General features: G+C 62.3%; 14 protein-coding genes. 5 read left to right on the top strand and 9 right to left on the bottom strand.

The window, feature by feature from the left end:
• Positions 1-85 precede the first annotated feature (85 nt).
• Positions 86-1,204 (top strand): sulfotransferase domain-containing protein, encoded by a 1,119-nt coding sequence (locus JJ959_RS10080; RefSeq protein WP_292882939.1) that lies wholly within the window; start codon positions 86-88, stop codon positions 1,202-1,204.
• A 185-nt stretch (positions 1,205-1,389) separates the two neighbouring features.
• Here JJ959_RS10080 and groL read toward each other — a convergent pair whose 3' ends face one another.
• Both groL and groES read right to left on the bottom strand, forming a co-directional pair.
• Entirely contained in the window at positions 1,390-3,036 is a 1,647-nt protein-coding gene (gene groL, locus JJ959_RS10075) for a chaperonin GroEL (protein WP_292882936.1), read from the bottom strand.
• Positions 3,037-3,053: 17 nt separating this feature from the next.
• Complete coding sequence (gene groES / locus JJ959_RS10070; RefSeq protein WP_193183878.1) at positions 3,054-3,344, bottom strand: co-chaperone GroES; 291 nt, start codon at positions 3,342-3,344, stop codon at positions 3,054-3,056.
• 369 nt (positions 3,345-3,713) lie between these two features.
• Between groES and JJ959_RS10065 the strand changes: the two genes are divergently transcribed.
• Together JJ959_RS10065 and JJ959_RS10060 are read left to right on the top strand one after the other, a co-directional pair.
• A complete protein-coding gene (locus JJ959_RS10065) occupies positions 3,714-3,977 on the top strand; it encodes a Usg family protein (protein ID WP_193183879.1) in 264 nt (87 codons plus the stop codon).
• 93 nt (positions 3,978-4,070) lie between these two features.
• A complete protein-coding gene (locus JJ959_RS10060) occupies positions 4,071-5,138 on the top strand; it encodes a COX15/CtaA family protein (protein ID WP_292882932.1) in 1,068 nt (355 codons plus the stop codon).
• Between the two features lie 22 nt (positions 5,139-5,160).
• Here JJ959_RS10060 and JJ959_RS10055 read toward each other — a convergent pair whose 3' ends face one another.
• Positions 5,161-7,581 carry a hypothetical protein gene (locus JJ959_RS10055; RefSeq protein WP_292882929.1) on the bottom strand — a complete coding sequence of 807 codons (2,421 nt, stop codon included), beginning with the start codon at positions 7,579-7,581 and terminating at the stop codon, positions 5,161-5,163.
• 195 nt (positions 7,582-7,776) lie between these two features.
• On the opposite strand from JJ959_RS10055, the gene JJ959_RS10050 reads away from it, so the two are divergent.
• Positions 7,777-9,057, top strand: coding sequence for an ArgE/DapE family deacylase (locus tag JJ959_RS10050; protein WP_292882926.1), 1,281 nt, complete (start codon positions 7,777-7,779; stop codon positions 9,055-9,057).
• 86 nt (positions 9,058-9,143) lie between these two features.
• Here the strand turns inward: JJ959_RS10050 and rpmB are convergent, their stop codons facing one another.
• From rpmB to JJ959_RS10035, 3 genes are all read right to left on the bottom strand, one after another.
• Complete coding sequence (gene rpmB / locus JJ959_RS10045) at positions 9,144-9,437, bottom strand: 50S ribosomal protein L28 (RefSeq protein ID WP_292882923.1); 294 nt, start codon at positions 9,435-9,437, stop codon at positions 9,144-9,146.
• Positions 9,438-9,560: 123 nt separating this feature from the next.
• Entirely contained in the window at positions 9,561-9,755 is a 195-nt protein-coding gene (locus JJ959_RS10040; protein ID WP_292882921.1) for a hypothetical protein, read from the bottom strand.
• A gap of 93 nt (positions 9,756-9,848) precedes the next feature.
• Positions 9,849-10,361, bottom strand: coding sequence for an Lrp/AsnC family transcriptional regulator (locus JJ959_RS10035; RefSeq protein ID WP_292882918.1), 513 nt, complete (start codon positions 10,359-10,361; stop codon positions 9,849-9,851).
• Between the two features lie 208 nt (positions 10,362-10,569).
• Here JJ959_RS10035 and JJ959_RS10030 point away from each other — a divergent pair, with 208 nt between their 5' ends.
• Positions 10,570-10,953: a ribbon-helix-helix domain-containing protein gene (locus JJ959_RS10030; RefSeq protein ID WP_292882916.1), complete on the top strand. Its 384-nt coding sequence runs from the start codon at positions 10,570-10,572 to the stop codon at positions 10,951-10,953.
• Positions 10,954-10,977: 24 nt separating this feature from the next.
• Here JJ959_RS10030 and JJ959_RS10025 read toward each other — a convergent pair whose 3' ends face one another.
• From JJ959_RS10025 to JJ959_RS10015, 3 genes are all read right to left on the bottom strand, one after another.
• Positions 10,978-11,829 carry a TIGR01459 family HAD-type hydrolase gene (locus JJ959_RS10025; protein ID WP_292882913.1) on the bottom strand — a complete coding sequence of 284 codons (852 nt, stop codon included), beginning with the start codon at positions 11,827-11,829 and terminating at the stop codon, positions 10,978-10,980.
• A gap of 62 nt (positions 11,830-11,891) precedes the next feature.
• A complete protein-coding gene (locus tag JJ959_RS10020; protein ID WP_292882910.1) occupies positions 11,892-13,097 on the bottom strand; it encodes an EAL domain-containing protein in 1,206 nt (401 codons plus the stop codon).
• A gap of 22 nt (positions 13,098-13,119) precedes the next feature.
• Entirely contained in the window at positions 13,120-14,187 is a 1,068-nt protein-coding gene (locus JJ959_RS10015; RefSeq protein WP_292882907.1) for a quinone-dependent dihydroorotate dehydrogenase, read from the bottom strand.

The raw sequence follows: 14,187 nt of genomic DNA, 5'->3' as shown, positions 1-14,187 counted from the left end.
TTTATAGATAATTGGGCTTTTAAGACATTTTCAGCCCTCTCCATAGCAGCAATCCACTGCTGCCCAGAACAACAGAGGGATATCCATGCCATCCTCGCAGTTCGAATTCGAAATCGATTCTCAGGAACTCAGTTCGATTGTTACGGCAGCGCTAAATGGAGAGATCCGTCCGGACGCCAACTACTTGAAACAACTGGCACTGATTTCTCAGCACAAGAAGAACTACAGCCAAGCAGCCGCCCTGTTTTCGATCGTTCTGGCGACAGACCCGAGCGTCATGACCGAGCTTGATTACGCCATCTGGCACAGGCTCATAGTCGCGCAAAACGGTTACGATTTAGCAGTACAGATATTGGAACACTGGCACCGAAGGAATCCGGACTTTCACTGGAATATATGGCCTCGCCATCCTGATACACCACCGGCCGACCGCAAGCGCGACTGGTTTGAGGAGAAGCAGGACGAGAAAATCGCCGAAGGATTACCCAGCATCTTCCTAAACACGATGCATAAATCCGGCAGCATGACCTTGGTGTCCGCGTTCATCGACATGTTCGATCTCCCGACCTGTCGTATTTCCCTGGATGGCGCAATGATCGACAAGGTAGTCCCGTCATGGGCCGAGCATTTCGCACGGGGAGGAGCACTCACACAAGAACACCTGCCGGCGAGCAATGAGAATCTGGATCGTTTGGAAGACGCCGGGGTTACCAAGATCGCGGTTCACGTGCGCAGGCCCGAACAGGCAATTGTCTCCAAGGCGTTCCATGCTGAAAAACAGGCCGCAGAGACGGAAAACATACTGTTCATTAATGCTGCTGCCGAACGCGCCTCGCCAGAAAACCGGCAGGAACGTCTGGAAAGAGATCTCGAAATAGATCTTCCTCTACGCGCAAGCTGGGTGGGAGATTGGATTCGCGCTCGAGAAGAACGCGATGGATTGGAGATCCATATCTCAACCTACGAAAATCTTGTCGAAGACCCGACACTGACCATCGCGGAAATCGTTCGATTTTACGGCTTGCCGATGCGGCTCAACATGATCGACCTGGATCAATACAAGACCGAGCGCAATCACTTCCGAAGTGGCAAGACGGAAGAATGGCGGGAGAGCTTTACGACCGAACAGCTCAAGCGGGCTCAGGACATTCTGCATGAGCGAATTCCTGCCAATTTCCTTGAGGCCGCAGGATGGGCCGCCTGATCGCAGCATGTGAGGGCCGGGAAATTCGCTCGGTGCGATTAGCGCTGATGGTCCCCACCCAGGCAGGGCTCCAGCACATCCGGACAGCTGACTTCCCCGAGCAGTAGGCTTAGGACTTTCTTGAAATGAAAAACCCTCCAGGGAGACCCCTGGAGGGTTCTTCGTGAAATATGTGGAAGGCTGGCTTAGAAGCCCATGCCGCCCATGTCCGGCATTCCGCCACCCGGCATGCCACCGGCCGCACCCTTCGGTTCCGGCTTCTCGGCGACCATCGCTTCCGTGGTGATCAGCAGACCGGCAACGGAGCCGGCATTCTGCAGCGCGGAGCGCACAACCTTGGCCGGGTCGATGATGCCGCCCTTGACCAGGTTGGTGAACTCGCCCTTCTGGGCGTCGAAGCCCCAGTCGGTGTCCTTGGACTCGAGCATCTTGCCGACGATGACCGCGCCGTCTTCACCGGCGTTCTCGGCGATCTGGCGTGCCGGGGCCTGGATGGCCTTGCGCACGATGTTCACACCGATCTTCTGGTCTTCGTTTTCCGGCTTGATCTTGTCGAGGGCCTTGACGGCATAGAGCAGGGCGGTACCGCCGCCCGGGACGATGCCTTCCTCGACCGCGGCGCGGGTCGCGTGCATCGCGTCGTCGACGCGATCCTTGCGTTCCTTCACCTCGATCTCGGTGGCGCCACCGACGCGGATCACCGCGACGCCGCCGGCCAGCTTCGCGAGACGCTCCTGGAGCTTCTCACGGTCGTAGTCGGAGGAGGTTTCCTCGATCTGCGCACGGATCTGGTTGCAGCGGGCCTCGATGTCCTTCTTCTTGCCGGAGCCGTCGACGACCGTGGTCTCGTCCTTGGAGATCTGGACGCGCTTGGCGGTGCCGAGCATGTCGACCGTGACGTTCTCCAGCTGGATGCCGAGGTCTTCGCTGACGACGGTGCCACCGGTCAGGATGGCGATGTCTTCCAGCATGGCCTTGCGGCGATCGCCGAAGCCCGGAGCCTTGACGGCAGCAACCTTCAGGCCGCCGCGCAGCTTGTTGACGACGAGAGTCGCGAGCGCTTCGCCTTCGACGTCCTCAGCAATGATGAGGAGCGGCTTGCCGGACTGCACGACCTGCTCGAGAACCGGCAGCATCGCCTGCAGGTTGGAGAGCTTCTTTTCGTGCAGCAGGATGTACGGGCTTTCCAGCTCGCAGGTCATCTTGTCGGCGTTAGTGACGAAGTACGGGGAGAGATAGCCGCGGTCGAACTGCATGCCCTCGACGACGTCGAGTTCGGTGTGCAGGGACTTGGCTTCCTCGACCGTGATCACGCCCTCGTTGCCGACCTTCTCCATCGCCTTGGCGATCATTTCGCCGATTTCGGCTTCGCCGTTGGCGGAGATGGTGCCGACCTGAGCGACCTCACCGGAGGTGGAGATCTTCTTGGCGCGCTTCTGGATGTCGGCGACGACGGCCTCGATGGCCATGTCGATACCGCGCTTCAGGTCCATCGGGTTCATGCCCGCGGCGACGGCCTTGGAGCCTTCGCGCACGATGGCCTGAGCCAGAACCGTAGCGGTGGTGGTGCCGTCACCGGCAATGTCGTTCGCCTTGGAGGCGACTTCGCGCACCATCTGTGCGCCCATGTTTTCGAACTTGTCGGAAAGTTCGATTTCCTTGGCAACGGTTACGCCGTCCTTGGAGATGCGCGGGGCGCCGAAGGACTTGTCGAGAACAACGTTGCGGCCTTTCGGGCCCAGGGTAACCTTGACGGCATCCGCGAGGACATCGACGCCCTTCAGGAGGCGCGTACGTGCATCGGTGCCGAATTTGACGTCTTTAGCAGCCATGATGGATCAGTCCTTTCTTAGGATTCCAGAACGCCCATGATGTCGGACTCTTTCATGATCAGCAGCTCTTCGCCGTTGATCTTGACCTCGGTGCCCGACCATTTGCCGAACAGAACCTTGTCGCCGGCCTTGACGTCGAGCGGCTGGACCTTACCGGTCTCATCGCGCGCGCCGGAGCCAGCGGCGACAACTTCGCCCTGCATCGGCTTTTCCTTGGCGGAATCGGGAATAATGATGCCCCCGGCCGTCTTTTCCTCGCCTTCAGTGCGACGGACAACAACCCGGTCATGCAATGGCCTGAACTTCATGCCATAACCTCCGAAAAACTCGTCTCTGTGACGTTTTCTAACTGAGCGCTCGCCGTGGCGAACCTAATTATTAGCACTCACCAACGGCGAGTGCTGACGATGTAGGGAAGCGCGAAACAGCTGTCAAGGAAATGCCAAGCGAGTCTGGAAAAATTTTCGGACCGCGACGCAGCGGGACGCGGTCCGCACGAGACCGGCAGATGGGGCCGCAGCAGCCGGTTTCCAAACGGAATCTTGCGGGATACGGGCAAGAAACCTCTGGCAGCAATCACGCCAAGATGCTGCTAATTATTTGATTTCATTTATTTATTGCGAGGCGCCGCTGTTCTACATCAAAATTTCCGCAGTCACAATTGATGGAGTTCATGAATGTCGATTGAGCCTGTCGTCCTTTTCGAGCGCCGCGTGACCACCGCGGAGATTCTTTACCGCATGCCGGACTATCCGGATCTTCTGCAGAGTTTCGTCTGGCAAACACACGACGTCGTTCCTAAATTCCCGCGCCTGAGGCGCTTCCTAGATCATTGGCGGCTCAATATCGAAGCGCAGATCCATTCGGTCCAGATCTGCGCCGGGTCGTTGACCGGAACCGCGAACTTCAATGCCGCGGACATCGAATTCCGGCTCCACTGACATCTTTCCTTCGGGTGCGGCATTGCATCCATTTGACCTCCGCCGCACCCGACGCCACATTCCGCCGGTCGTTTTGTCCAAACGGAGAGTGGCGTGACCCCGTCCAGCCCGTCCTACAGCCCCGCCTATCCGGAGCATGCCGCAGCCGACCGGCCGGTCGCCTACTGGCTCTCCGGGGTTGCCGTCATGGTGTTTCTGATGATCGTGATCGGCGGCATCACACGCCTCACCGAGTCGGGGCTCTCGATGGTCGAATGGCGCCCGCTGATCGGCTGGATCCCGCCGCTGAGCGAGGCGGAATGGTACCGGGTCTTCTCGCTCTACCAGGACACGCCGGAATTCCAGAAGGTCAACTCCTGGATGACCATCGACGACTTCAAGCAGATCTTCTTCTGGGAATATCTGCACCGGGTCTGGGGCCGCCTGATCGGCGTCGCCTTCGCCGTTCCGTTCCTGTTCCTCGCCGTCACCGGCAAGATCCGCCGCGCGCTCTACCCGCGCCTCGGCCTGCTCTTCCTGCTCGGCGCCCTGCAGGGCGTGATCGGCTGGTGGATGGTCAAAAGCGGTCTGGTCGACAATCCGGCGGTGAGCCAGTACCGGCTCGCCACCCATCTCGGCGTCGCCTTCGTCATTCTCGGCGCGCTGCTCTGGACCGTACTCGGACTGCTCCGCCTTCCCGGCGAAGGGGACAGGCACCTCCGGCGCCATGCCGTCGCGGTGCTGCATCTGATCGCCCTGACGGTGATCGCGGGCGCCTTCGTCGCCGGGCTCGATGCGGGCCTGATCTACAATACGTTCCCGCTGATGAACGGGTATGTCGTCCCGCCGGACTACGCTTTCGCCGAGCCGTTCTGGATCAACATCTTCGAGAACCCCGCAACGGTGCAGTTCAATCACCGCGTCATCGCCATCCTCACCTTCGCCGCGATCGTCTGGCTCCTTGTTCGGGCGATGCGTTCCGGCGACCTGGCGCCCCGCACCCGGCTGTCCATTCATGCGCTCGCAGGGATGAGTGCGATCCAGGTCGCGCTCGGCATATCAACCCTGCTTGCCCAGGTACCGGTGTCCCTCGGGGCGGCGCATCAGGGCGGCGCGGCGCTGACCTTCGCGGCGGCGGTGTGGGTTCTGTTCGAGACAAGCGGACCGCGCGGCGCTCGCTGAGCGGAATCTCCAACGGCGGGCCTCAGTCCGCGCTCTTCCATTCTGCAAGGAAACGCCGGAACGCGTCACGCCCGACCTGCGCAACCATATCGACCTGATCGAAGGATTGCGGTTCAGGCAGGCCGGACAGCACAGCCTCCATGAATTGGTTGGCGTCCTGCGTCTGGGGAGGCGCGCCGTCGAAGGAGACATAAAGCGGGTTGTGCAGCGCCCACTGCCTCCCCGGACTCCAGAGCCTGCTGCGCACAATCTGCTCCGCAAGATCCCGAACGCAGTTCCGGCTCTTTAGACGGGCTGGGTAATGACCCGTTTTCGCGCGCTCTTCCTCATTGTAATCGAGAACGATGCAGCCGAACCTCTGCGGATCCACCAGGACCTCGCTGTTCTCAAGGCTGCCGGTCGACATGAGAACGAAATCCACCAAACCGTTATCCGTCATCGGCAGACGCGGGAACCAGAAGCCTTTCAGCACTTCCGGCGTCGCGAAAAACAGCTGCGGCTGCAGATTGTCGATCCGAAGCCCGTTCGGAAGACGTGTGAAGAGCCGCGACGGATCGGACGGGATGGAATCGAGCGTCGGCCCGGCCGCGTTAAAATAGATCCGCGCGGAACTGTTATCCGCGAAGACCCGAACCATTTCCTCCGGCGATATGCTGAGAGAGCCGTCGGCGGCGATCATGCCGTCGAAAACCGGTTCCGCCGCCTCCCCGGCGACCCAGAGATCGACCGTGAAAGCCGCATTAAGACCGGCAGCCTCCGCCCGTTCCGCGAGGTAGGCCATCGAGCCGTCCGAGAAAATATAGTCGGCCACGAGCCCGATGAAGTCCGCCTCCTCGTCGCGTGCCAGGAACATGGACGCCCAGTGGCTGAGGGACAGTGCCTGATAGGAACTTGCCTGGAGCCCGGATTGCAGGATCGGGCGCACATCGAGGAAGACCGCCGGGTGGCGGCCGCAAAAACGCCGGAATACCGGATCGGCCTGCAGCCGCTTCCAGTCTTCCGGCGTCGTGAAGAAGTGGAAAACCGTCTCGCCGGTCTCCCAAAGCTTGCGGTTCTCCGCCCCGAACAGCGATCGCAGGCTGTATTTCAACCACATATCGACATATTTCGCTCCCCAGACGGGCAGCGAGACAATGCGCCGCTTGCTTGATTTCCAGACGTGGGGCTGTTCCTTGTAAGCGGTCAGCATACCGAGAAGCAGCTTCAGCTTCCTGAAGTTGAAACAACTTTCCGAATCTCCGCCGAGCGCCGGATCGACCAATCCCGCAAACCGGGCGCAGTCCTCGATTTCCGCCTGGAACAGCAGGAAATACAGAAACAACAGACACCCGATATCGTGCTCTATTGAGGGGGTGCGGCGCTCGAGCCCGTCGCTGACCTCCCGGAAGAAACGCAGCAATTCGACCTCTGTCGCTTGCAGGTCTCCCATGGCAAAGGACATCTCCGCGAGGAAGAACCGCGTCTGCGGGGAGCGCTCCGCCCCGAGCCGTACGCGGCGCAGGGCTTCGCCGGCCCGTACGGCGAATTGGGATCCCCGCACATGGCCCGCCAGCAACTGGATCACCAGCATCCAGGCGCGCGGATCGTCCCGGCCGCACATCGCCGCCGCAGTGGCCGCGAAACTAGGGTCTTCGTGCTGCCATTCGGCGTTGACCATCCGCTGCCACAGGATCGGCTCCGCGGGCGCCAGGATCAGGGCTCGTTTCAGCAGGGGAGTCGCCTCGCCGCCGCGCCGCCGGCTCCACAGAAGGTCCTGGTAGGAGGTCCAGCCCTGCGGATCCCGCGGCTGCAGGATCTTGCTAAACTGCCGATAAAGCTTCTCGGCGCCGTTGACGTCGTTTGCATTCTGATGAAGTTGAGCCAGCGGCAGCATATCTCCGGAAAATTCCGGCGAAACGACAAGCGACCGCTTCAGATCGCTGCGCGCGGCCCCTAGGTCGCCTTGACCCCACAGGATCTTCGCGCGGATGGAGAATGCCTGGCTGGAGAAATCACCAAGGATGACGTTCCGCCGGGCATGAACGAGAGCGTTCGACGCCGCACCGCGCGCCAGCAGGTATTTCAGGAGCCTGAGCTGCGCACCGCCGGATTGCGGATGCGCCAGAGCGGCCCGGCGCAGAGCGCGATCCGCCACATCTGCCTGCCCCATAGTCTCGGCCGCTTCTGCGAGCCGGAACTGCGCCAATTCATCCGTCGGCTTGACGCCTGCCACCGCCTTCAGGATCTGGTAGCCCGATGCGTGGTTCCCTCCGGCGAGCATTACGATACCGGTCAATTCATGGGCGTCGATATTGTGTGGATCGACCGCAAGAATATCCCGCAAAAGCCTGGAAGCCCCCGCCAGATCGTTCGCCTGGTAGGCGCGCACGGCCCGGAAGTAAGTCTCGCGCAGTTCCTTCCGGGGATTTTCCGGACCGTTAATCGGGGGAATTCCAGCCGTCAAATCCGTGCTCGCCAAGCTTGATTTGGAATCGAGACATTTGCCACAGCGCAAACGATGCGACAGGATCGAACGGTGATCGTCCGATTGCAACCCACACGTAAGCGACTACCCACCCGCGGTGCCTCTTCCTGTTCGACCTGCCACGGCGGACCGAACCGGACAAGGCGGATCGCAAGACCAGTTGAAGGATTGAGCATGCCAGAACAGAGCGTTGCGACCGCTATCCTGCGGGCGGTAGATGACGGTTTCGACGAACAGCTTCAGCTGAGCCAGGAACTGGTGCGCTGTCCGTCCACCCGCGGCCAGGAAGCCACCGCGCAGGACCTGATGGCCCGCGCCGCCCGGGACTTCGGCTACGCCGTCGACATGTGGCGGATCGACCCCGACGAGATCTCGAAACATCCGGGTTTCTCGCCGGTCGATGTGTCCTACGAGAACGCCTACACCGTCGTCGCCTCCTGGCGGCCGGAGAATCCCAATGGCCGTTCGCTGATCCTGAACGGACATGTCGACGTGGTGCCGATCGGCCCCGAGAAGATGTGGACCCGCGCGCCGTTCGGCGGAGAGATCGACGGCGACTGGATGTATGGCCGCGGCGCCGGCGACATGAAGACCGGCACGGTGAGTGCCCTCTATGCCCTCGAAGGATTGAGGCGCGCCGGCTACAGGCCGGCGGCGCCAGTGCATTTCGAGTCAGTCATCGAGGAGGAATGCACCGGCAACGGCGCGCTCTCGACCCTGGTGCGGGGCTACCGGGCGGACGCGGTGCTGATCCCCGAGCCGACAGGGGAGCGCCTGACCTCGGCGCAGGTCGGCGTCGTCTGGATGCGGGTGAAGGTCGCCGGGATCCCGGTGCATGTCGCCCATGCCGGCAGCGGACAGAACGCGATCGAGGCCTGCGTGCCGCTCTGGAACGCGCTGCACGAGCTGGAGGAAGAGTTCAACCTGCCGGAAAACAAGCACCCGGCCTTCGCCGACAACCCGCACCCGATCAATGTGGTGATCTCGCAGATCAAGGGCGGAGACTGGACCTCCAGCGTGCCCGCCTGGTGCACCTTCGAGGTGCGCGTCGGGCTCTATCCCGGGGTCGATCCGGCGGTAATCCAGAAGCGGCTGACCGAGACCATCGCCACCGCCTCGCGATCCCATACCTTCCTCGCGAACAACCCGCCCGAGATCGAGTGGCAGGGCTTCCTCTCGCCGGGCTACGTATTGCCTGAAGGCACGCCGGGCGAGACGCTGCTCGACCAGTGTCACGAGACGGTGTTCGCCAGCCAGGCGGGCCGCCGCGCCTCGACCGCGCTGACCGACTCACGGTTCCACGGGATCTACAACAAGACCCCGGCCTATGTGTACGGGGCAATCGCGGAGAATGTGCACGGCTTCGACGAGCGGGTGAACCTGCCGTCGGTCCGGCGCGTGACCGCGGCAATGGCGCTTTTCATCGCCGACTGGTGCGGACTGGAGAAGATCTAGCCAACCCCAGACCCTCGACATCCGCACAAAAGAAAAACGCCCGCTGAAAGCGGGCGTTTTCGTAACTCTTTAAAGACGGGAAAGCCTTAGGCGGCTTTCGCGGCAACGGCCTTCTCGATGCGCCGCTTCAGCGCGCGGGCGTCGACGCCGAGCTGCGCATTCTTGGCTTTCATCAGGAATTCGTCGAGACCGCCATTATGCTCGATGGAGCGGATCGCATGCGTGGTGAGACGCAGGCGGACCATCTTGCCGAGCGCATCGCTCATCAGCGAGGTCTGCTGCAGGTTCGGAAGAAACCGGCGGCGCGACCTGTTGTTCGCGTGGCTCACATTGTTGCCGGTCTGGACACCCTTACCGGTGATTTCGCAACGACGCGCCATTTCTCTAATCCTCGGTCAACTCGATAGAATTGGTTTTCGCGCAGCCGAGGCCGCACGAGGAAGCAGGGCATATACGCGAGGCCCTTTTTCCCGTCAAGGGGATTCCGGGGATAATTCGAGCGGTCAGACCCGCTTTTCGAAGCCTCTGACCGCGCGGTCGAAGATCTCCGCCGTGGTCGCACCGCCCGTCGTTTCACCAGGCTTGCGGGCCGCCAGCCTCAACTTGTCGAGGCCGGTCCGTCTTTTCGCCTGGATCGATCTGCGCGCGCTGTCGAGTTCCACTACCGACGGCCGAGGTTCTGTCATCTGCTTACGCATGCGATTCCTCCTCCGGTATGGATTGACTACTACCTTTCTCATATCGGGCGGATAGGCCGGATTTCAACGCATCGCGCCGATACGGTCGCGGAGCTATTCGTTCTCGACGAGGAACATCGGCGGCGTCGCCGGCCCCATCCGGACGCTCGGCCCGGCCGCGATCATCTTGCCCTTCACCGGCGAGGAGAGAACGATCGAAGTCGTGGTCTCGCCGTATTTGCGCATCTGGGAGATGACGTGCTCGAGATGCACCATCGAGGAGACGATGACCTTGATCATGTAGCTGTCCTGACCGGTGACGTGATGGCACTCGAGGACTTCGCTGAGCGTGTGCGCGACCGTCGCGATCTTGTTGTAGTGCTCGCCGGAGGTCTTCAGATGGATGAAGGCCGTGGTCGGGTATCCCAGCTTCTCCGGATTCACGATGGTCCGGTAGCCGTTGATGATCCCGAGATCCTCCATCCGGCGCACCCGTTCGGCGACGGCGGGAGACGACAGGCCGACCCGGCGGCCAAGTTCGCTGAAGGACAGGCGCGCGTCTTCCTGCAGCACCCGCAGGAGCTGCCAGCCGACCTTGTCCAGTTGACCTTCGCCGTTACCACTCATGGGCTGTCCCCCATATCCGCGACATCGGCACATGATAATGTGCCGGACCCATTCCTGCAAAGCACCTCTGGAAGACGCCGGAGGATATCGGTATGAACCTGGCGTTCAGACGCCTCACGCGCGAAGTTTGCGTTGATTATTGCACTACCAGTAGAATTGCGGCACGTTAACCATACAGTTGTGTGCTGGGGTTTTGGGAGCGTTAAGAGTGGCACGCGTTATCGGTAGCGACCGTATCAGAAAGAACGTCACGATCGGCAATAGGCGTACAAGCGTAAGTCTGGAAGCACAGGTTTGGAACGGACTGTCCGATATCTGCAGAAGAGAAAAGATCGGCATAGACGCGCTCTGCACGCGCGTTGCGGAGCGCCGCAAGGAGTCCAGCATGTCCTCCGCCCTCCGTGTCTTCCTGCTGACCTATTTCAGGCTTGTCGTGGATAATATCGAGCAGAGCCTGAGCGCCGCCCCGCAGGGCGGCATGGGAGAAGATGCCCAGCCGCCCATCCCCGGTTTTCTCGATACCGCCCTGCAGCGCTTTGCGCTCGAGCAGGAACAGTATGCCACGAGCGAACAGGCGCAGGCCGCGCACTAGCTCTCCGAAGGTTCGGGGCGGCTCCTACCAGGCGAGCGATCCGGCGAAATAGGCCGGACGCGCGCCGTGTTCCGCAATGAGGGCCGGCAGCATTTGCATCGGATCTCCCGCGAGGTCCCCCTCGTGGATGCCGCCGCCGAGCAGCAGGCTGTCGATGCCGGCCCGGTTGGCGCCGAGAATGTCCGTTTCCAGATTATCCCCGACAACGAGCACACGCTCCGCAGGGAGTGCGATCCGCTCCAGGCAGCGGGTGAAGATCTCCGGGAACGGCTTGCCGAAATGGCGCACCCAGCCGCCCAGACTTTCGTAGCGCTCCGCCATCGCGCCGGCGCAGATCTGCCTGACGCCCAGCTGGAACACCGATTTGTCGGGATTGGCGCAAACCATCGGCAGACCGCGTCCGGCACCTTCGGCGAGCAAGGGTTCGAACTCCTCGATGCCCGCATCCGGGTTCTCCGGACCGGCATTGAGGATCCAGTCCGCCTCGCCGACCTCCGCGACCTCGGTGAAGGCGCCGGCCGGCAGCGCATCCGGAAACCGCGCGCGTCCGAGCCAGAGCACACGCTCGCCGAGGCTGCGCGCCTCTGCATCCTTCCGGCCGCCGACGATGTCGGCGACCATGCCTCCCGAGGTCACGATATCGGTGAACCAGGACAGCTCGAAACCGATCCCCGTCAGCCGTTCCGCGACCACCGACGGGACGCGTGGCGAATTCGAGAGCACCAGCAGTTTCTTCTTCCGCTCCGCCAGCGCCCGGACGGTCGTGAGCGCGTCCGGGAAGGCCTTGCCGCCGTCATAGAGCGTGCCCCAGACATCGAAGATGAAACCGTCGTAGCGCTCGGCGATTTCGGAAAAGGCGGACAGCGTGGCGGGCATTCAGGGGGCTCCCGGTCGGAAAACGGTTCGAGACTAAGATGGGGGCGGCGTCCGGCGACGCCTTACTTGGCGGGCTGCGTCGTCGGCCGCGGCTCCCCGAAGAGATAGCCCTGGCCGTAGTCGATTTTAAGGTCGAGCAGGTCGAGCAGCATGTCGTCGGTCTCGATCTTCTCGACGATGAGGTCCATCGCGCAGCGATCGAGCGCCCCCTTGAAGCGCCGCATATCGAGCTGCGGGTCGTCCCCGCGTGCCAGCTCGTGCAGCATATGCGCGCCGATCTTGATGTATTTGAAACCGAGCTCCGCCAGATGCGGCAAATCGATATCGAGCGTGCGCACCTGATCGAGCGAGAAGTGGAAACCGAGATTCTGCAAGCGCTGCAGATTGACCTGGGTCTCGTAGCTCGGATTGAGGATCGCTTCCTGCTCGAATTCGAAATAGAGGTTCGGAATCAGCTTCTGGTTGTCTGCAAGAAACTCTATGAAGTCGGTGAAGAAATCCACATCGGTCAGCGAGCCGTTCGAGATGTTGCAGAAGAAGGCGAGATCCGGCTGTCCGCGGACCGCGCGCCGCACCAGCTGGATACAGCGGAACAGCAGCATGTTGTCGATCACCGCGACCAACCCCGCTTCCTCGGCGAGCGGAATATACTGCTCCGGCGTGATGACCCGGCCCCGGTCGTCGACGATGCGCGAGAAGCATTCGTAGAATTGCCGTTTGCGCGACGGCAGCTTCACGATCGGCTGCAGGTAGAGATCGACGCGGTCCTCGCGCAGCGCCTGTTCGACGATGGTCAGGACCTCCGCATCGTCGATCAGCAGCAGCGGTTCGCCATGGCTTTCGGCCGCCGCCACCGCCGGCAGGCCGATATCGTCCACCTTCTTCGCCGCCGCGGCCTTGGTCTTGGTCTTCTCCGGTGTCTTCGCCGAAAGCTGCCCCAACAGCCCCTGCAGGACCTTCAGTTCGGCCACCACATGGCCGCTGTCCGGCATTTCGTCGATCGTTTCGCGGATCCGGGAGAGCTCCTCGCGCGCGGCGTCCAGGTCCTGCCGCGTGACCGCGAGTTCGTGCGCCAGAACCTCGAGCTGCCGCTCCGAGGAGGCCCGCACCGCGCCAAGCGACAGGCCCGTCTGCACCAGACCGCCGAGCGTCAGCAGCAGCAGGCCGGCGCCCCAGCCGGGGATCGCCAAAAAGGGCACCTCGGGCAGCAGAACGGCGAGCGCAATGGCCGGCAGAATGTAGAAGCTTGCGATCAGGACGTTACGCAATGGCGCGGTCCCCTTCCCAGGTTCAGGGCGCGGTCCGGGAGTCCACGCCGACAGCCTCCGCGAGGGAGGAACATCCGTCCCGTTCAAGCAACGTGCCAAGTTCGTCGGCAATCCGTCGGACGAGACCGGGTCCTTTATATATCAAAGCGGTGTAGAGCTGAACGAGGGAGGCACCGGCCTTGATCTTGGCATAGGCCGCCGCGCCGGAATCCACCCCGCCGACGCCGATCAGCGGAATGCGCCCGCCGGTCAGCCGGTAGGTCTTGCGCAGGATCTCGGTCGAGGGTCCGAACAGCGGCGCTCCGCTGAGACCGCCTGTCTCGGAACGGTTCGAATTCTTCAGGCTCTCCGGCCGGGCGATCGTCGTGTTGGAGACGATCATCCCGTCGATCCCTTCCTCCAGAACCACGCCAACGATACCTTCCAACTGCGCGTCACCAAGGTCCGGCGCGATTTTCAGCAAAATGGCCGGTCCGGGTTCCGATACCACCTCCGCGCGCGCCGCTTTCGCCGCCCGCAGCAGCTCGCGCAGCGGCCCCGGCGCCTGCAGGTCGCGCAGGCCAGGCGTGTTCGGCGAGGAGACATTGATGGTGATGTAATCGGCGAGCGGCGCCATCGCGGCGACACCGGCCGCATAGTCGCTTTCCGGTGTCTCGACGCCTTTGTTGGCGCCGACATTGGCGCCGACGATCCCCTCCGCCCTGACCCGGCCGGAGAGGCGAGCGGCGCCAGATGCCAGACCCTTGTTGTTGAAGCCGTTGCGGTTGATCACCGCCTCGTCCTCCGGCAAGCGGAACAGGCGCGGGCGCGGATTGCCCGGCTGGGCCTTCGGCGTCATGGTGCCGACCTCGACGAAGGCGGCACCGAGCCGGAGCGCGCCGACATAGGCTTCCGCGTCCTTGTCGAACCCGGCGGCGATCCCGACGGGATGCGGGAAATGCAGACCGAAGAGATCCTGCGCCAGACGCGGATCCGGCTTCCAGCTCGTACCGACCGGCATGAAGCCGGACCCGAGAACGCGGATGGTGAGACGATGCGCGGTCTCGGGATCGAGACAGCGCAGCAGGGGAAGCGCGAGATCGGCAAGCAT

Origin of the sequence: Nisaea sp. (assembly GCF_017640745.1) — a bacterium.
Lineage (GTDB): Bacteria > Pseudomonadota > Alphaproteobacteria > Thalassobaculales > Thalassobaculaceae > Nisaea.
The sequence above is the reverse complement of the archived record's forward strand: the minus strand, read 5'-3'. Positions and strand labels throughout refer to the sequence as shown.

Excerpts from the sequence above, each read along its gene's own strand:
- JJ959_RS10080 (WP_292882939.1), top strand. The coding sequence starts at position 86 with ATGCCATCCTCGCAGTTCGAATTCGAAATCGATTCTCAGGAACTCAGT.
- groL (WP_292882936.1), bottom strand. The coding sequence starts at position 3,036 with ATGGCTGCTAAAGACGTCAAATTCGGCACCGATGCACGTACGCGCCTC.
- groES (WP_193183878.1), bottom strand. The coding sequence starts at position 3,344 with ATGAAGTTCAGGCCATTGCATGACCGGGTTGTTGTCCGTCGCACTGAA.
- JJ959_RS10065 (WP_193183879.1), top strand. The coding sequence starts at position 3,714 with ATGTCGATTGAGCCTGTCGTCCTTTTCGAGCGCCGCGTGACCACCGCG.
- JJ959_RS10050 (WP_292882926.1), top strand. The coding sequence starts at position 7,777 with ATGCCAGAACAGAGCGTTGCGACCGCTATCCTGCGGGCGGTAGATGAC.
- rpmB (WP_292882923.1), bottom strand. The coding sequence starts at position 9,437 with ATGGCGCGTCGTTGCGAAATCACCGGTAAGGGTGTCCAGACCGGCAAC.
- JJ959_RS10040 (WP_292882921.1), bottom strand. The coding sequence starts at position 9,755 with ATGCGTAAGCAGATGACAGAACCTCGGCCGTCGGTAGTGGAACTCGAC.
- JJ959_RS10035 (WP_292882918.1), bottom strand. The coding sequence starts at position 10,361 with ATGAGTGGTAACGGCGAAGGTCAACTGGACAAGGTCGGCTGGCAGCTC.
- JJ959_RS10025 (WP_292882913.1), bottom strand. The coding sequence starts at position 11,829 with ATGCCCGCCACGCTGTCCGCCTTTTCCGAAATCGCCGAGCGCTACGAC.
- JJ959_RS10015 (WP_292882907.1), bottom strand. The coding sequence starts at position 14,187 with ATGCTTGCCGATCTCGCGCTTCCCCTGCTGCGCTGTCTCGATCCCGAG.